Origin of the sequence: Bradyrhizobium sp. Rc2d, from assembly GCF_900099855.1 — a bacterium.
Taxonomy (GTDB): domain Bacteria; phylum Pseudomonadota; class Alphaproteobacteria; order Rhizobiales; family Xanthobacteraceae; genus Bradyrhizobium.
In genome coordinates, this window is sequence record NZ_FNCU01000014.1 from 149026 (window position 1) to 167825 (window position 18800).

Below are 18800 nucleotides of genomic sequence, written 5' to 3' on the forward strand. Positions count from 1 at the left end.
TGCATTCGTTGTCATTTGCGCCGACGCTCCTTATATTTGCCGGTGCTTTGGAAATGACAGTCGAGGTGACGCCGGTGCTGCGAGTTTGCTGCACGTCCCGCAATAGAGCGCCCGCCGTAGGTGGTCTGTCGGAGGGTTTCACTCAGGGCTCGCGGGCAAGACTGAAGTGACCGCACTGACATCTGGCAGCGGCTCCGCCGGCAACGGCGCCGGGGCGGGGCTCGAGTTCGACGCCATCTCCTTCGGGCCGTTCTCCCTTCGATCGCGACTACTTGAAAGGGACGGCGCGCCGGTCAAGCTCGGCAGCCGTGCGATGGACATCCTGCGCCTGCTTGTCAGCCGGGCCGGCGAGGTGGTGCCCAAGAACGAAATTCTCGCTTATGCTTGGTCCGGCCTCGCGGTCGAAGAGATCAGCCTTCGGGTCCATGTTGCCGAACTCCGGAAGGCTCTTGGCGACGGGAAGGACGGGGCACGCTACATCACGAACATTCCGAGCCGGGGCTATTGCTTCGTCGCGCCCGTGCAACGTGGTGAGCCTATGCCGGCAGCGGCGCCGACGGAGGCTGTAGCGCCACCCCCAGCCTTGCCTTATCGCCTGGACCGGATGATCGGGCGCGAGGATATCCTGCCTGATTTGTCGGCTCGTCTTCTTGACCAGCGTTTCGTCACGCTCAGAGGCCCGGGCGGCATAGGCAAGACAACCGTCGCGATCGCGGTCGCACACGAGATGTGGGACACGTTCGAGAGCAAGGTCCATTTTCTCGATCTCGCCCCGTTGAAGGACGCGACGCTCGTCGCCAGCACGATCGCCGCAGCCTTGGGTCTCGTCGTGCATCATGCGGATCCGACCGACAACATAATCAGTTTTCTGCGTAATCGCCGCCTGCTTATCGTTCTCGATAGTTGCGAGCACGTGATCGACGATGTTGCCCGCCTGGCCGAGAGCATTCATCGCGAGGCGTCAGAGGTGTCGATTCTAGCGACCAGTCGCGAGTCGCTGCTGGTGGAGGGCGAGCACATCTTCGAACTCGTCCCGCTGCCGAGTCCGCCGCAAGGCGCCCGCCTCAGCGCCGGCGAGGTGCTGAACTTTCCAGCCGCGCGCCTGTTTGTGGACCGCGCTGCGGCTGCCGGCCATCGCGCCGACATCACGGACGAGGATGCGGAGGTTCTCGCCGAGATTTGCGGCAAGCTGGACGGCATTGCATTGGCGATCGAGCTCGCGGCCGCGCGTGTCGGCGTGTACGGATTGCGCGAGATGGCGGCGCTGCTCGACAGTCGCCTCAAACTCGAGTGGCGTGGACGGCGCACGGCGCCGCCGCGCCAGCAGACGCTCGGTGCGACGCTGGACTGGAGTTTTGGGCTGATCGGCGAGACCGAAAGGCTCGTCCTCCAGCGCCTTGCCGTCTTCGCCGGCCCCTTCACGCTTCAGGATGCGATGGCTGTCGCGGCCAAGGAGGGCGGACAGGTTGACGAGGTCGTCGATGCGCTGGAACAGCTCGTAGCCAAGTCGCTGCTGTCGACGCAGCCCGATGGCGCGTCGCGACGCTATCGCCTGCTCGATGCGACGCGCGCCTATGCGCTGCACAAGCTCACCGAGAGCGGTCAGGCCCAGGCGGTTGCGCGCCGACATGCCGGATACGTTCAACGCGTTCTTGAAGCCGGCATGGGCGCGCAAAGCGGGGCTGATCAGGCCTCGCGCTCGCAAGGCCGCGCAAGCCTGTTGGCAGATGCTCGCGCCGCGCTCGAATGGAGCTACGCGAATGACGCCGGCGCGCACCTGCGCGTGGCGCTCGCAGGCAGTTGCGCAAGGCTATTCGTCGAGCTCAACCTGCTCAACGAGGCGCGTATCTGGTCGCAGCGCGCGCTTGCAATGCTCGACGACACGAGCCGCGGCAGCCGCTGGGAGCTGGAGCTTCAGGCAACGCTCGGCCACGCTTTCATGTTTACGGAACGGAATAGCGTGCAGGCCGAGGAAGCGCTGCGGCGTGGACTGGAGATATCGGAGGCGCTTGGCGACAACGCCAATACGTTCAGGCTGCTGTCGCGGCTGAACATGTTTTATCGCCGGACCGGCGACTATCGGCATCTGCTGCCGGTCGCCCTCGAAGCTGAACGGGTTGCTCGCCTGATCGGTGACACGGCAGGTCTTGCAGGTGCAAAGGCGCTCGTCGGCGTGTCCTATCATCTCGCCGGCAACCAGACTGAGGCGCAGCTCCACCTCGACGAGGGTGTACGCAACGACGCGGCACTGCGTAGCACCCAGCCGGGCCACTTTGCCTATTCGAGAACGCCGCAAATACCGCTCGCGCGCGTCCTGTGGCTGCGCGGATTTCCCGACAGGGCGGTGGAATGTGTTCGCCCGCTGACCGGCGCCGGCGCGCCGCGCGACGTCGTGATGCACTGTATCGCACTGTGCTGGTCGGCATCGCTCTATGGATGGGTCGGCGACTGGAGCGCAGTTGAGAGCATGACCGGCCGCCTCGCGACACATGCAGGCATGCACGGATTGTCGCCCTATGAAGCGGTTGCGGCCGGCTTTCGCTCACAGACCATGATCGCCCGTGGCGACGTAAAAAATGGCATCGAGCTGCTACGCTCCGCGCTTCCGCGCCTGCGCGCAGATCGCTACGAGCTCTATGCATCAGCGTTTGTTGCGGACCTATCGCGTGGGTTGGCCGAGCTTGGGCAATTGTCCGAGGGACGTGCGACCTTGCGCGAAACAATCGGCCGCATCGAGTCCGAAGGTGGGGCCTTCGACCTGCCGGAATTGTTGCGCGTGCGTGCCGAGCTCGAGGCGAGCGGCGGCGATCTCGACGCCGCAGAAGCAAGCCTGGTGTCGTCGGCTGCGCTTGCCGAACAGCAAGGCGCGCTCTCCTGGAGGCTGCGGACGGAGATGTCGCTCGTCCGGCTGCGGCGTCGGCAAGGCAGCCGGCATCCCCTCGGCGATCTTGCCGCGACCTATGCGAGGTTCTCTGAAGGATTCGAGACCGTGGATCTGAAGGCGGCAAGGCTCATGCTGGATGAGACGCCGGCCTGATCATTCGAACCGGATGTCCGAAACATCTGTCGACACCATGAGCGCGTCGAGCATCGGCATCAGGCTCTCGTCGCGAAGGTAGGCGCGCCGCTTCGTCGGGACCTTGATGCCATCGACAGTGGCGGGATCGGACACATATTCGGCGACTGCGAAATTGCCGGCGATCTCGACGCGATAGTCGTGCCGGCGCATCACCATGTCGGGACCGAAGTAGAAATCCTGCTCGGTGCTGTGGCTCGCGATCTCGAGCGGGAAGGTCGCGCGCAATCCGCGCCAGACCTCGGCGCCTTCGTGCCAGGGCGCGATCTCGCGGAACTCGAAGCTGCCCATGGACAGCAGGAAGGGCATGGTCATTGCGGTCCACTGCGCGTAGCCGTTGAAATAGGCGCGGTGCAGCGGATCCCAATGCGTTCGCATGTCGTGCCGCTCGAATGACGCGCGCGGGCTTTTGCGTTCCGCCAGGATACGCAGGCTCGCGGCAACAATGGCGACGCGTTCAGGACTGAATTCGCAACGCTGGCCGGGTTTGCCGAATGGATCGAGGGACGCCCGCTGACGATGCAGATCGATCCGCAAATTTCGCAGCGACTGTTCCTGTTCGACGCCCTTCAACGCGCAAAGGTCGCCGCCCTTCGCGATCACTGCACTCAGGCGTTCATGAGCGTTCCATCGGTCCAGGCCGCCATGAGCCTCGATCGCATTCGCCAGCAGCGGGATCATCTGGCACCACCTTTCGCATGGGATGTTGCCCCATGGAGGTAGCTCCAAATGCCAACGGTCGCCCGTTAAGCGTTGTTAAATACCGTTGAAATTGCTCGCAAATCCCGCAGAAACCCGGATGAGCTGCCGGTCTTTCGGAGCATTTAGTCCTCTCCGCTGGCGGTCTGGGCGCGAGTCTTGCCGTATGGATAGAACAAGTCCTTGTGTCCCTCCTGCCATGCAGCCCTCAGCTCCGGCGTGGTGATGTCCCAGTCCGGCCTGCATTTTTTGCTGACGGCACGTAGGTCCTGGCGAAGTTCCTCGACGGTGGGGCGTCCAAAGAACCAGTAGCCGTTGTAGATATTGTGAATGATGAGGCCCGGCTCCAGCACGACCACGTGTGGGATCATCGGATTGTGCGTGGGGTCGGTGTACTCGGCGATGTCGAGATCCTTCTGCACCACCCGACGCGGATCGGAGAGAAATGGCCAGTGCGCGCCAACTCCGCTACGATATTCGTTCGTCTCGATGATCGTATCGGTCGTGATCGTCACCAGCCGGCAATAGCCCACCTCCATCTCGCGATGGAGTTCCACCAGCCCCTCGGCCTGCCGGCGGTCCTTCGGACAGAAGCCGCCACGGCCGAGCACGACGATCATCGGATCCATTCCCTGCAGATCAGAGAGCTTTCGCCGTTTCCCCGTATGGTCACTGAGCTCGTAGTCCGGAAAGACGGCTCCTTGGATCATATCGGACCGCATTTGAATTCCTCCATGGCTCACAAATCGATCACGATGTCGCCCTGGGGCCGGGCGCAGCAGATCAGTACGTTGCCTTCCGCCGGCGCATCCACCGGGTCCGGTTGATAGCCGACCGCTCCCGCCACAAGTCCCGTCTCGCAGGTGTGGCAGACGCCGGCCCGGCACGACCACCGCACCGGTACGTCACAGGCTTCGGCGAACTCCAGCAATGTCTTGTAAGACGAATCCCAGGGCGCATTGAGTCCACTGCGCGCGAACGAAACCATCGGCCCAGTGCCCGCATCGCCTGTCGGCAGGTGGGGCGGCTTGCGTGGGGAGGCCGCGATGCCCGGCGCAATGGATGGGGCGGTGCCGAAGAGTTCGGTGTGAATGCGGTCCGAAGCGATACTGAGGTTTTTGAGGCCTGTCGTCAGGTCGCCCATGAAAGTCGACGGCCCGCAGATGTAGAAATCGCCGTCGTGGGGAATGCCGAGCTTCGCGAGAGCCTGCATGTCCAGGCGTCCGGCGGCGTCGAAATCCACACCGGGACGATCACCTGGCCCGGGTGCGCTGTAGCAGATGTAGCTGTGACGATTGGGCAGGGATGCGAGAAGCTCGCGCGCCTCCGCGGCAAAGGTGTGCTCGTGGCCGTTCCGGCTTCCGTGCAGCCACCAGATTTTCCGCGTGGAGGTTTCGCCCGCTAATGCATGGAGCATCGCGAGGACTGGCGTCACGCCGATACCCGCGCTTAGGAGAATAACGGGCGTATTGCCCGGGCGCAGTGTGAAGTTGCCACGGGCCGCACTGGCCTGCACGATGTCGCCAGTCTTGAGTTGCTCCTCGATATAGGTGCCGGCTGCGCCGTGCGGCTCGCGCTTCACGCTGATGCGATAGGACGCGTTGTTGGGCAGTGCCGACAGCGAATAACTGCGCATTAATGCATGCTCAGATGACGCCCCGAGTCGCAAGACCACGAACTGCCCCGGCAGGCCGCCGGTGACGGGTTGCCCGTCGGCCGGCTCGAGCATGAGCGAAGTCACGTTGCTGCTTTCGCGCACCTTGCGCGCGACACGGAACGGCCGGAATCCGGACCATGCCGGCGCGGGACCAGACGCCGCAGAGAGCCCCGCATTTCCCGTCGCCCCAGCGCCTTCGCGCTCCTGAGTCAGCAGTGCCTCAAAGGAGCGACGCCAGCCTCTGCTCAGCGCCGGGATGCGTAGCGCGCGCTCGAGATTGTCGCGTGGGTGGCCGGGCAGATAAAGCAAGGCATCGATCTCGGACACACTCATGCGCTCGGGGCCGGCAGCGACCAGAGTGATCTCGTCACCGGCCTCCACGTGCCCCTCCTCGAGAACTCGGAAATAGAAGCCGGGCCTGCGATGCTTCACGAGTAGCGCGGCCATGTCCGCTTGGTTCATGCGGATGCCAGCCCGGTAACAGGTAACGCGGGGCTGCGTCACCTCGAACAAGGCGCTCCCGATCCGATAGCGATCGCCGATGCACACCTCTGCGTCAGGCAATCCGTCGACGGTGAAGTTCTCTCCGAATTGTCCGTAGGTCAGGTCGGTTCGCCCCAGTTGGTCCTGCCAGTATTGATAGGAGTCCAGCTGATAGACCAGCACGGCCCGGTTTTCGCCGCCATGGCCCGCCAGGTCTCCTTGTCCATCGCCGTCGATGTTGAGTCGGCGCACCATGCGCCGTCCAATCACCGGCGCTTTCCAGATGCCGGTATGCACCGTTTGGCCTTGCCAGGAGATGTCACACGGCAAGCCGACGTTCACCGAAAGCAAGCGTCCCATGACTTTGCTCCTGCGACGACCGTCCTGGTCATTCAAACAACAAGGGTGGAACGAACTGGATCAATCCTACGAGGATCACAACAACGAGTGCCGAAATGATGACTGCTCTACGCATTTCCTATTCTCCTGGTGTGCTCATTTCCTGTCGGTCACACCTCGGCGGCGACGTCGATAATCGCTTCGGCGAACGCCTTGGGAGCCTCCTGCGGCAAATTGTGGCCGATGCCGCCCTTGATCGTCCGGTGCGAATACTTGCCGGAAAACTTCTTTGCATAGGCGGACGGCTCGGGATGTGGGGCGCCGTTGGCATCGCCCTCCATGGTGATAGTCGGCACGCCGATGACCGGGGCTTGCGCAAGTCGCTTCTCAAGGTCGTCATATTTCGGTTCGCCCTCGGCGAGGCCAAGGCGCCAGCGGTAGTTGTGAATCACGATCGCGACGTGATCCGGATTATCAAACGCTTTTGCGCTGCGCTCGAAAGTGGCGTCGTCGAAGTGCCATTGTGGTGAAGCGAGGTGCCAGATCAATTTTGAGAACTCTTGCCGGTACTTGTCGTAACCGTCGCGGCCACGCTCGGTCGCGAAATAGAATTGATACCACCATTGGAGTTCCGCTTTCGGAGGAAGCGGCATCTTACCGGCTTGCTGGCTGCCGATGAGATAGCCACTGACCGAGACCATTGCCTTGCAGCGCTCCGGCCAAAGCGCCGCCATGATGTTGGCGGTGCGTGCGCCCCAGTCGAAGCCGGCGATCGTCGCTTTCTCGATCTTGAGCGCGTCCATCAGGGCGATGATGTCGCTTGCGATCGCCGATGGCTGTCCGTTCCGGATAGTTGCGTCCGACAGGAATTGCGTGGATCCGCAGCCACGCAAATATGGGACGATCACGCGATAGCCGGCCGAGGCCAGCATCGGCGCGACATCGACAAAGCTGTAGATGTCGTAGGGCCAGCCGTGCAGGAGGATCACCGGAGGTCCGCCCGCGGGACCAGCCTCGGCGTAGCCGACATTGAGGAGACCGGCGTCCATCTGCTTTAGCGATGCGAAGGACGTGTTGCTTCCCGGCTTGACGGCCGCGCCGGACTTGATGGGCTTGCCGGTCTCCGCAGCGGCCGTGGCGCTGAGCGAGAGCTGCGCTGCCGCCAGCGTCATGACTGCACTGCTGAAGAAGCGGCGTCGACCACGGTTGATTTCATCGGACATGATTCTCTCCTGTCATCGTTGTTTCACGTAATGCGTGAGGCCCGGACGTCACCCCTTGTGTCCGTCCAGTCGACCAAGAAATTCCCGGATGTGCGCAGCGATCTCGTCGGTCGCTTCATCAAGCGCAAAGTGACCGGCGTCGAGAATGTGAATTTCTGCGCCGGGAACATCGTTACGGTAGGCGTTGGCGCCGGCGACGGTGAAAGAAGGGTCGTATTGACCCCATAGAACCAGCATCGGCGGCTGCGTCTCGCGCAGCCATTTCTGCCATTTGGGATAGGATGCAACGTTCGTTCGATAATCCAGGAATAGCGTGGTCTGAATATCCGCCTGGTCCGGGCGCGAGAGGAACGCGAACTCATCAGTCCAGCTATCGGGATCGTAGCGCTCCGGATGTGGACTGGTCCCGATGTGGCGGAGCCGCGTCGCATCGAGCGACGTGAAGTTCGCCTTGAGCGCATCAATTTCGGCGGCCGGATCGGCCCAGTACTTCTTCCGCGCGTTCCATAGCACGCTCAAGCCTTGCTCATGCGAAACGGCATTTTGGATGACGATGGCGCGGACGCGTTCAGGATACGAAAGCGCCATGCGGAATCCGACGGGGCCGCCGTAGTCCTGCATGACCAGGACGTAGTCGGTGAGGCCGAGCTTAGTCGTAAGGCCTTCGATCACGCCGGCAAGATTGTCGAATGTGTAATTGAACCCGGACGGCGGCGGAGCACTGCTGTTGCCAAAGCCGGGATAGTCCGGGGCGATGAGGTGGTATTTGTCGGCGAGCAACGGCAGCAACGGTTCCCACATCCGCGAGGAGGACGGGAAGCCGTGAAGCAGGAGCAGAGTCGGAGCGTCGGCCGGCCCTGCTTCACGGTAGAAAATGTTGAGGCCCTGGATCTCGACCGTGTGATAGCTGATCGAGCGCCGGCTGGAATGTAGATCCTGTGCGGATGCCGGGAGCGACATGCAGGCGGCGATCGAAATGGCAAGCATCGTTGGCACATTCATGATGTCAGGCCTTTTGCGAAAGAATCTCTTAGCTTCAGCCAGCGGCCGCGTTGATTTCAATTCGGCGCCGCCGGTCGAACTCGGCCCCGCGGACGATACTCGTCAGCTCCGGAGTAAAGCTCTCGTCACCGTCTTCGATGTGCCCGGTCAATCGCGCGGTGATTTCCTGGAATACCCAGCCATTGCCGTCGGGATCGCTGAAGGACGCGTATGACGCGTAGCTCTTCCGTTGCGGGTTGGGCCCGGAGACCAGCTCCTTCGTGTCGGCGTGGTGGAAAATGCCGCCGGTGTCATGGAACGCGCCGCTGACCGCAATCCCTCGGCGATGCAACTCTTCGCGAGTGGCTTCGATATTGGAAACGATCAGGTGAAGTCCCTGAACGGAACCCGGTGTTGCTGTGGTCACATTCTCGCCGAAGATGATCGAGCAATCGGAGCCGGGCGGCGTGAACTGGATCACCCGATAAGCGTCGGCCGCGTAGTCGATATCGAGGCGCCAGCCGAGATCACCATAGAATCGCTTTGCGCGATCGGCATCCGAAACGGGAAGCACGACGACCTCGAGCTTCATGTCGATCCTGACCGTCGGCTCGCGCAGGCCTGCTTCGAGGATCTCCACGTCCTGCTCGACGGTCCCGCCGCTGATGCCTACACCGGCGACCAGCTCTCCATCGATGCGCAGCGGTGCTCCGCCGCCCATCGAGCAAAAGCGTCCGCCCGCGACTCCCATCAGGGGAAACAGTGCCTGCCCCGGCTGAACCAGCGGCGAGAGGTCTGCCGTTCGGAGCCCCACAAGCGCGGACGTATAGGCTTTCCGCTCCGACAGCTCGAGCGAGAACGTCGGTGCTCCGCTCATACGATGCTTGAGAATGACGTTACCATGGATGTCGATGACACAAACTGCCATCGGCACTTTTGCTTTAGTTGACGCCGCCTCAATGCGCTCGGCGATCTCTTTCGCGTAAGCAAACAAATCCATCGTCGTGTCCTCTCTGATTGATGTTGCGTACAAGGAGCAGCCTGGTCTCACTTACCGAGCCGCTCCAGATAGGATCCTAGGTGATCTTCCGCGTCGCCCGGACGGTGGAAGCCCTGTTCGAAAAATGCCTTGAGCCTGTTCTGGGCTGCAGGCCTGTTGATCGAAGCCATGCAGGCGTCCCAGCCGGCCGCGATCTCGACGTCCGGCGGCAGGCTCGCGGCATTCACGAGGCGCTTGGTGTTGGCGATTGCCCATTTGTCGAAGGAAGAAATGCGCGTCGCGAGCGCATCGACAAAGGCATCCAACTCGCCATCCGGCAGCGCTCTGTTCACGTAACCATAGGCCGCCGCGAGGTCGCCCCCGATGTCGTCGGAACTCAGGAGCACTTCCAGCGCTCGCTGCCGTCCCATCACTCCGGGCAAGCGCGCCATCGGACCGCCGCCGGCAACGAGCCCAACGCCGACCTCCCATTGTGACAGACGCGTCGTTTCCCGGCTTGCAAAGCTCATGTCGCAGGCAAGTGCGAGCTCGCTTCCGTTACCCGTTGCACGTCCCCGGATCTTGGCGATCGACACGACGGGCATACGGGTGATGCGGACTAGGACATCCGGCCATGCCTCCAGGCCGGTAGGTCCTTGAGGCATGTCGGTGAGATCCTTGAAGTTGGCGAAGAAGTCGCTGTGGTTTAGGAAGAACCCTTCGACGGCGCTATCGAACACGACGACCCTGACGTCTTTGTCGGCCTCGATCACCGTAATGATGTCGCGAAACTCGCGGACGAATTCGGGGCCCATCACGTTCAGCGGCGGATTGTCGAACGTGATCCGCCAGTAGGCAGCGCTGGTACGGGTGACTCGGATCTGTGCTGTCGTCTTTGTTATCGCGTCCATAGGAGCCTCCAACTCTGGTCCTTCGCGGTGGCCGATTTCTTTGTCGCGCGTCATCGTTCTCCGAGCGCCGCCGGGCGATCGCGTTGGACCGATCTTCGATTCTTTGTGGCGTAGAGGCGCTGGTGGACCGGCGCCTCTCCTGGATGGACGAATCTGCCTACGCGGCTGACTTCGCTTTCTGGCTCAGCGCAGCCAGCAGAGCCTTCGCGGCCGGGCCGGAGGAGTGCGGGTTCTGGCCGGTGATCAGAAGGCCGTCCTTGACGACATGGGGGGTCCAGTTCGCCGTCTTCGAGAACGTCGCGCCGAGCTTGAGCATCTCGTCTTCCACAAGGAACGGCACGATCTTGGTGAGGCCGACCTCTTCTTCCTCGCCATTGGTGAAGCCGGTCACTTCCTTGCCCTCGACGAGCAGCTTGCCGTTAGGCGCCTTGACGTGGCGGAGTGCTCCGGTCGAATGGCAGACGATGCCGATCGGCTTGCCGGCAGCGATGAAGGATTCGATCAGCTTCACCGAATTCTTGTCGTCGGCGAGATCCCACATCGGACCGTGGCCGCCGGGATAGAAGACGGTGTCGAAGTCTTCCTGCTTGACGCTGTCGAGTCGAAGCGTCTTGTCGAGCTGAGCTTCCGCGGTAGCGTCATTCTCGAAGCGCACCGTCAGGTCCGTACGGAACTCGGGTTCGTTGCTCTTCGGGTCGAGCGGCGGGCGGCCGCCCTTCGGGGAGGCGAGCGTGATCTCCGCGCCGGAATCCTTGAAGACGAAATAGGGCGCGGCAAGCTCTTCGAGCCAGAAGCCCGTCTTGCGGCCGGTGTTGCCCAACTGGTCGTGCGAGGTAATGACCATCAGTACTTTCATTGTTGTCTCCCGTGCTTGCCTTGAATGACCCGCCGTCTCGGCGGATGTGCGTCTGTGTTGAGTCTCTTCCGAGCCCGCAACGTCGCTCGAGGCTCGCAGGTCAATCTGCACCCAGGGACGGCTATTAGCTCGTTATGTATTGTTAGGATTTGAAAGCGGTTGTTACGGCCGCTAGTCAAAGGACGCGTCGAAGATTTCGACATCGATCAGGATCGGTTTTGCGTTCACGGTCCCGTCAGGCTGACGGAGTTGCGATCGCCGAAGGGTCGGCACGACAATGCCGCCGAAGATCTCATGAGCCCACGAGTAATGCGCGACCTTCATGCCGAAAAGATCGTGATCGCTCCGCCGCTGCAGGGCTTTATCGTCGAAGTAGAAGATCTGCTCGCCCGCAAACGTGACGAGGTTTGGCGGAAACTGTGCTCGCAGCCGCCGCCAGGTTTCGCTACCTTCCTGCAAGGGAGACAGTTCCTCGACGGCAACATCCGGACGAGCGAGAAGAAATGGCGTTGTGAGATAGTTCCAGATCGCGACGCCGCAGAAAAAGATGAGGTGTAGTTCGTCGGCGAGAACATGCGAGTCTGTGTCGGAGAATGCGAGGTTCGGGTTGCTCCAGGTCTGCAAGACCTCACCATCTACGCTCTCGATCGTAATCGCGTCCGGCTGGAACGAACCCGACTGCTCGCCGCCGGTGATGCCGGTAAAGCGCACCGATTGCGTACGGGTCGACCCCTCCGCGATGACGTCCTTGAATTCGCGGGGGTGTCCGGCGCTCGAGAACAGCGTGCCGCCAACGGAGAGATGCAGTGTGAACCGGCTCAGGCTGTTCCAGCGGCTCATGCCGCCGGTCGCATCAATCACATCATCAAGAAGAGCCATGTCTCGCCGCATCCGCCATAAATTGACGCCACAATGGCGGGGCGTGAGCGGATTGGCGTGTTAGAAGTTGTTAGGAGTTGCAAGGGGTTGGCGAGACAGTATCTTATTGAAGATACTGTCAATTTAACTCGCTCAGAAGCCCCTTTGCGCGAACCAGATCCTGGCTCGAGAGACCTTCCTGGTATTGCGCCAGGAGCCGCGCGAGCATGGCCCGCGCCTCGTCCTTGCGTCCGTTCCGTTGCCAGATGCGGGCGAGGCTGAGGGCTGCGCGCAACTCCCAGCCGAGTGCACCCTGCCGGCGTGACAAGGCCAGCGATTTCTGCAGGTAAGTCTCGGCTTCCGCGTCGTTTTTCAATTGCGCGAGGATATCGCCTTTGACACGCAGCATCTCCGGCATGTCGAAGGATTCTCCGTGATCTCCGATCTGGGCGATCGCCTCGTCGATGGTGCGCAAGGCTTCTTCGGGCTGGTCTTGCGACGCCAGACCTTCGGCGAGCGCCGTCGCGAAGACGGTCGTCATGATCCGATGCCGCGTTGCGTAGAGCGTGGCCTGGCTGCGGCGGAGGTGGTCCATGCCGTCGGCGGTCTCGCCACGAAGCAGGAGCAGCGCGCCCTTCTGGCCGATACCGACGGCGTGGTAAGGGCCGAGGAAGTGCCGCGCCGCATGGTCGATCAAGCGCTCGATCATGCTTTCGGCGCTGACCCAGTCGCCGATCCACAAAAACACATAGATTGACCAGATCAGGGCGATGCCGAGCGTCAGGGGTTGTTCGAGCTGCTCGGCCTCGCGAACGGTGTATCTGGCCGCTTCGACGGCCCGATCAGGCCGGCCGGTGAGCCAGAGCCCGCGTACCAGCGCAACCAGCGCAACGATGCGGTCGTCATAGCCGAGATGCCCGATGTTCAACCGCTGCGAGCTCGGGTTGTGCACCATGGCGCTCTCGCAGAATTGAACGGCCTTGTCCTGATTGCCGATCAGGTGGTGCGCCACGCCCAGCATCCATTCGACGTTTAGCGTGCTGGTCGGGTCATTGAGTCTTTTCGCAACGATCTCGCCCTGTTCGCCGGTCCCGAGCGCGCCGTGAAAATCCCCGACGCGGGTCAGGTAGATGTGCAGTCCGCGCAGCAGCCACAGTTGCCAATGCAAATCGTCGAGCTCCTGGGCGAGCTGCAGGCTCCGTGTGAAGGCCGACCGGACCGCGTCGGTATTTCCTTGCGTGAACATCACGGAGACGCCGAGCGCGGCCTGCAGGGTCATCTCCTGCCGGGGGTCCGCGGAGGCCGTTTCGAGGAAGGCCAGCGCCTGCTGTGTCCAACGGTAGCATTCCGTCAGCAGGGTAAGTTCGAGAAAGAACTGCGCCGCCGAAGCTGCCAAGTCTACCGCGATGGCGCGGTCACCCCCCTCGGAGAAGCTCCAGGTCAACGCGGCCCGCACGTTGGGCAGGTGATCGGCGTGCGGAAGGAAACCGCCCGCACTCTGCATTCCTGTCGACGTGAGCGAAATGTCCTGGAGAAAGTCGCGGAAATATTCTGCGTGGGCGCGCGCGACCCGAACGGCTTCTCCACTTTCGACCAGCTTGTCTACCGCGAAAGCGCGAGTCGTATCGAGCAGGCGATATCTCAGCCGCCGCTCCGCGGCAGAGGTCGCTATGAGGGATTTGGAGAGCAAATTCGAGATCGCCTCGACCGCGTCGGGCTCGCTGATGCTCTGGCACGATGCGACGGCCAGGGCGGCGTCGAGCGTGAACGGCCCGACGAACACCGACAAGGCACGCAACGTCGTGCTCTCGGTTGCCGGCAGCAGATCGTAGCTCCAGGCGAGCGCAGCACTCAGCGTCTGGTGCCGGGGGATCGCGGTGCGCCGCCCGCGCCACAGCAGCGAGAAACGGCTATCGAGCAGCGAGGCGGTGCCGGCAATTCCGTAGGCATTGACGCGGCCTGCGGCGAGCTCGATCGCCAAGGCGATGCCGTCAAGCCGTCGACAAATGTCGGCGACGAGCGGGGCATCGTCCTCGGTCAGCTCGAATTCGCTCAGGCTCTCGGCGATTCGTTCGACAAAAAGCTGGCTTGCGGGATAGGCCAGAACATCGGCGATCCCGAGCCCCTCGCGTTGCGGCGGGCAGTCCAGCGGGAACAGCCGATAGACGCGTTCGCCCTCGGTGCGAAGGGACTCGCGGCTCGTTGCCAGAACGTGCAATTGCGGCGCCTCCCGAACGAGGCGTTCGGCCAATGGTGCGAGCTCGTCGACGATGTGCTCGCAGCTATCGAAGATCAGCAGCATCTGCTGGTTGCGCAGGAACGTCAGCAACCCCGGTATCGCGTCCTCGGAGTTGACGGTCAGGCCGAGCGCGTTCGCAACGCTGCCCGCGACGAGCCTGGCATCCGTCAGCGCGCCGAAATCGACAAAGGTCACGCGACCTTCAAACGCCGGAAGCTCGCGATGTGCCACGGTAATCGCCACTGACGTCTTCCCGATACCGCCGGGGCCGACGATCGTGACGAACCGGTGCAGGGAGAGCTCGGACGAAATCCTTTCCACCGCGTCGTCTCGCCCGATCATCCTGGCGAGGGGCGCGGGAAGGGAGCGCGTGGGAGAGGTGATCTCGGCCGACCGAGCTTCAGTCGGCGCGGACCGTGACAGTGGAGCGGCGAAACAATAGCCGCGGCCGGGCACGTTGACGACATAGCGGGACCCCTCGCCGCTCTCACCGAGAGCCTTGCGCAGTGCCGTGATGTGGAAGCGCAGACTGCCTTCGTCCACATTCACATCAGCCCAGACCCGCTTGACCAGCTCGCGATTGTCCACGACTTCGCCTGCACGCTCGACGAGAACGATCAGGATGTCGAGCGCGCGGCCGCCGACATGGAGCGACGTGCCATCTTTCTCCAGCAGCCGTGACTTCGGCAGCAGTCGAAAAGGCCCGAAAGATATGGCCGAGTCCTGGATTTTAGTTTCTGGCACGCACCATTATCCGTCGAGATTCGTCTACGACTTCCGGAGCACGGGAAAAACTGGCAGCGCGTGGTCGGTTAGAGCTGATGGCGTAGCCGCACGGCCAAGAGGAACATAACAAAATCTTGCAACGTCTAACGAGCGAAAATCGCAGGTCTCCTCCAGTATGACTGCACGTCGTGACTGATTTTCAGCGGGGAGGCTACGATGCCCGGTATCGGAACGCGTGCAAAAGACAACATGATTCAATCGCCTCGGGTTGCCACGCTCGAGGATCAGGCGGATTGGGACCTCGTGCTGCGCGAATCCCATCATCGGATGAAGAATACGCTGACGTTGCTGGGCGCGTCGGTTCGTCGCGATTTCACGCGGGCACGTTCCGGCGATATTTCCGCTGCCGTGGACCAGTTCGAGCGACGCCTTGTCGCCTTCGGCAGGCTCTATCAACTTTTGTCTAATGACGATGATGGTTCGACGATCATTGTCGAGGAATTCCTCGAAAACCTCTGCGGAGCGCTGTCCGAGGCGCTGCTTGAGCCGGCGGGCATCCGTTGCGAGGCTGCGGTGGAAAGCGGAACTTTGCCAGCCTCACAATGCCATCGGCTTGCTCTGATGTTGACCGAATTGGTCACAAACGCGGCAAAGCATGCCTTTCCAAATAAGAAGGACGCGCTGATCCGGGTCGATGTGGTCTGCCGCGACGGCCGCTGGCTATGCACGGTAGCAGACAACGGGATCGGTGCGACTGCCCCCCTTCAAGGCACCGGCAGTCGTATTCTGGAAGGCCTTGCGCGCAGTATTCGTGCCCAGATGTATGGCGAGACAGGGCAAGGTGGTACGCGCGTCACCATTGCGATGTGAGCTCTTGCGGCATGAGGTCAGGACAAATCTGCCAGCAGCCGCTCTGCAGCGACGAGATCGGCTGTCTCAAAACCCTCGGTGAACCGGTCGAACGCAGGCCGGAGGATTTCGCGAGCGGCTTTGCGCTGGCCGCTACCAGCCAGCAGCTGCGCAAGATCGTGCGCTGCGCGCAGCTCCCAGCCTCGCGCGCCCTGGTCACGACTCAACGCGAGCGATTGTTCGAGACAGGCCTGAGCATCCGCGACGCGGGGCTGCGCCTCTGATTGCAGAAATCCTGCCTTCACCCGCAACAGTTCCGGCATGTAGCAGGTATCGCCATTGCTGCCGACGCGTCGGATCGTGTCATCCAGGTAAGCGCTTGCTCGATCGGTTCGGCCCGTGGCGGCCAAACCTTGTGCCAGCGAAATGTCGAACTCGGTGGTGATGAGTTCGTAGCGGACGGCGTGGATCGCGGTCAGGGAGGCACGGAGGCTCGCAACGCCGTCGACGGCATCGCCGCGACGAATCGCGAGTTGGGCTTTTCGCGCACGTCCGACAGCGGCGAGCGGACCTAGCGAATTGGTTTCGGCCATCGCAATCGAGGCGTCGATATGCCTCTCTGCATTGTCCAGATCTCCGGTCCACAGGAAGATCGATGCGGACCATGCGAGCAGCACGGTCACCGAAGCCGGGTGATCCATCTGCCTTGCGCCATCGACGAATTCCTGGACGCGTTGGACTGCCTGTGCCGGGTAGCCCTGGAGCCAGAGCGTGCGTGCGAGCGCAATGCCCGCCCGATAATGCCTGTCATGGACGAGATAGATCGTGCTGCTTTGCTGGGTTGGCGACCAGGTCTTGAAAAGCTCTTCGAGCTCGATGCGCGCGCCGTTAAGATCTCCCATCATAAGCAGCGAGCGGCCCAGGATCGAGCGTGCGAGCGCCAGCGCCGCGGGATCGTCGACGTCGTCGGCAAGGGTGCGGCAGCGCCGCGCGAAGGACAGCGCGGCGCTGAAGTCGCCGCCCCGAAAGTGGAACATGTGCAGCATGCCGAGAAGGCCGGCTTCATTCGACGTGTCGCGCTCCTCCTGTGCGATCGTCAGGCTGCCGTTCAGCGCGGCACGCGCGTGCTCGTTCTCCCCGTAAAGGTGCATCGACGCAATTCCGAGACCGGCGCGCAGGTGCATCTCCTCGGACTTGCTCATGGATTCGCCGGCGGCCAAGGCCCGTTCCGACCAGTGATGGCATTCGGGCAGCAGCGACATGGCGAGAAAGACCGGCGCTGCAGCCGTCGCGAGTTCGACGCCGGTTCGCAAATCGCCGTTCGGGCCAAAGCACCATTCCAGCGCGGCCCGAACGTTGCTGACGGCGGCAAAATAGGGTGCCCGTTCTGCCCCCGACATCAGGTTTGACCATTCGGAACCGGCCTGCACGAGCCATTCCCGGTAGTAGCGGGCATGGCGAACGGCAAGAGCAGTAGTTTCCTGCGCGTCCGCCTCCATATCGCGCGCATAGGCCCGCGTCGTGTCGAGCAGGCGGTACCGCATGGCGGTCCCGAGCGAACGCGTTGCGACCATCGATTTGGCGACGAGGCTGTCGATGGCCGCAAAAACATCGGCTTGATCGAGCCCGTCGCCGGCGACAACGGCCAGCGCCGCATCCAGCGGGAAATTGCCGACAAAGATCGCAAGCCTGAGCAGGACCATGCGCTCGGTTTCCGACAGCAGCCCGTAGCTCCAGTCCAGCGTCGCCTGCAGGGTCCGCTGACGGGCGGGCGCCGTGCGCGGCCCCGTCCATAGCTGCGCAAGCCGCTGGTCGAGAAGCGCCTCGGTCTGGTGCAGGCCGTAAACATCGACGCGGCGGGCCGCCAGCTCGATCGCAAGCGCGACCCCGTCGAGCTTTTGGCAAATCCGCGCGACGGCCGCGGCGTCGGAATCGTCGAAGGCCAGAGTCGCGCCGCTGGCCATCGCGCGTTCGACGAACAGCTGGGTCGCCGGAAATGTTCGGACGAGATCGGCCGAGAGTTCGCCGTCGTCGCGGGGATAGGCGAGGGGGTCCAGCCGGTAGACGTACTCCCCGTCGACCTGAAGCGTCTCACGACTGGTGGCGAGAATATGGACCTGCGGCGCGCTCTCGAAGATTGCCGCCGCGAGGGTCGCGACGGCGGCAATCAGATGTTCGCAGGTATCGAGAACGAGCAAAAGGTACTTGTCCCTGAGATAGGCAATCAGGCTGGACGTAACATCCTGGCTTTGCACGGACAGGCCGAGCGTGGATGCGACACCGGTGGCGACGAGACCGGGGTCGCTCAGCATGCTCAGGTCGACGAAGAGGACCGCGCCGTTGAAAGCTGCGCGCAACTGATGGGCCATTGCCACTGCGACAGTGGTCTTGCCGACGCCTCCTGAGCCTACGATAGTGACGAACCGCCTCGTGTGGAGTTGGTTCGACAGCCTTTCCAGGTCGTCCTCGCGGTCGATCATGACGCCCATCCGGCTCGGCAAATTGTAGTGCTGGAAGCCTGCGGAGCTGTCAGCGAGGGGTTGGGACTGTCTTCGGGCCGGGAGAGACCTTCGTGAAATCGGCGCGACAAAACTGTAACCGCGACCGGGGGCCGTCGAAATGTATCGCGCTCCGTCCCGTCCATCGCCGAGCGCCTTGCGCAAGGCCGCGACGTGGAAGCGCAGGCTGCCCTCTTCGACGGCAATGCCGGGCCAGACTGTTGCGATCAGTTCGCTCTTGTCGATGATTTCGTTCGGACGGGACAGCAGCGTCACGAGAATCTCGTAAGCTCGAGCTCCGAGCTCCACGTGGACAGTGTTCCTTGTCACCTGTCTCTCGTTGACGATCAGCTCAAAGGGACCGAACGAGATCGTTTCGTGGTTTTGCGCTGGCGGCGGCATCGTTGCGTCGTCTTTCTTAGCGCT

General features: G+C 62.5%; 13 protein-coding genes. 2 read left to right on the forward strand and 11 right to left on the reverse strand.

Annotation, left to right across the window (positions count from 1 at the left end; all coding sequences use genetic code 11):
- Positions 1-166: 166 nt before the first annotated feature.
- The gene (locus BLV07_RS19255; RefSeq protein ID WP_091888426.1) at positions 167-3037 is read left to right on the forward strand and encodes an ATP-binding protein; all 2871 of its coding nucleotides are present in this window, start codon (positions 167-169) and stop codon (positions 3035-3037) included.
- Here the strand turns inward: BLV07_RS19255 and BLV07_RS19260 are convergent, their stop codons facing one another.
- From BLV07_RS19260 to BLV07_RS19305, 10 genes are all read right to left on the reverse strand, one after another.
- On the reverse strand, positions 3038-3757 hold the full coding sequence (locus BLV07_RS19260) for a hypothetical protein (protein WP_091888428.1): 720 nt from the start codon (positions 3755-3757) through the stop codon (positions 3038-3040).
- A 143-nt stretch (positions 3758-3900) separates the two neighbouring features.
- Positions 3901-4497, reverse strand: coding sequence for a redoxin domain-containing protein (locus BLV07_RS19265; protein WP_176945632.1), 597 nt, complete (start codon positions 4495-4497; stop codon positions 3901-3903).
- A 17-nt stretch (positions 4498-4514) separates the two neighbouring features.
- Complete coding sequence (locus tag BLV07_RS19270) at positions 4515-6275, reverse strand: MOSC and FAD-binding oxidoreductase domain-containing protein (protein WP_091888430.1); 1761 nt, start codon at positions 6273-6275, stop codon at positions 4515-4517.
- A gap of 149 nt (positions 6276-6424) precedes the next feature.
- Positions 6425-7477, reverse strand: coding sequence for an alpha/beta fold hydrolase (locus BLV07_RS19275; protein ID WP_091888432.1), 1053 nt, complete (start codon positions 7475-7477; stop codon positions 6425-6427).
- Positions 7478-7525: 48 nt separating this feature from the next.
- Entirely contained in the window at positions 7526-8479 is a 954-nt protein-coding gene (locus BLV07_RS19280) for an alpha/beta fold hydrolase (RefSeq protein WP_091888435.1), read from the reverse strand.
- Positions 8480-8513: 34 nt separating this feature from the next.
- Positions 8514-9458 carry a heme-binding protein gene (locus BLV07_RS50105; RefSeq protein WP_091888437.1) on the reverse strand — a complete coding sequence of 315 codons (945 nt, stop codon included), beginning with the start codon at positions 9456-9458 and terminating at the stop codon, positions 8514-8516.
- Between the two features lie 47 nt (positions 9459-9505).
- Complete coding sequence (locus tag BLV07_RS19290) at positions 9506-10348, reverse strand: enoyl-CoA hydratase/isomerase family protein (protein WP_091888439.1); 843 nt, start codon at positions 10346-10348, stop codon at positions 9506-9508.
- Positions 10349-10505: 157 nt separating this feature from the next.
- Positions 10506-11204 carry a type 1 glutamine amidotransferase domain-containing protein gene (locus tag BLV07_RS19295; RefSeq protein ID WP_091888441.1) on the reverse strand — a complete coding sequence of 233 codons (699 nt, stop codon included), beginning with the start codon at positions 11202-11204 and terminating at the stop codon, positions 10506-10508.
- Positions 11205-11375: 171 nt separating this feature from the next.
- Entirely contained in the window at positions 11376-12083 is a 708-nt protein-coding gene (locus tag BLV07_RS19300; RefSeq protein WP_091888443.1) for a hypothetical protein, read from the reverse strand.
- 118 nt (positions 12084-12201) lie between these two features.
- The gene (locus BLV07_RS19305) at positions 12202-15045 is read right to left on the reverse strand and encodes an ATP-binding protein (RefSeq protein ID WP_091888445.1); all 2844 of its coding nucleotides are present in this window, start codon (positions 15043-15045) and stop codon (positions 12202-12204) included.
- Positions 15046-15243: 198 nt separating this feature from the next.
- Here BLV07_RS19305 and BLV07_RS19310 point away from each other — a divergent pair, with 198 nt between their 5' ends.
- Positions 15244-15897, forward strand: coding sequence for a sensor histidine kinase (locus BLV07_RS19310; RefSeq protein ID WP_091888446.1), 654 nt, complete (start codon positions 15244-15246; stop codon positions 15895-15897).
- 17 nt (positions 15898-15914) lie between these two features.
- Here BLV07_RS19310 and BLV07_RS19315 read toward each other — a convergent pair whose 3' ends face one another.
- Positions 15915-18776: an ATP-binding protein gene (locus BLV07_RS19315; RefSeq protein ID WP_091888448.1), complete on the reverse strand. Its 2862-nt coding sequence runs from the start codon at positions 18774-18776 to the stop codon at positions 15915-15917.
- Between the last annotated feature and the right edge of the window lie 24 nt (positions 18777-18800).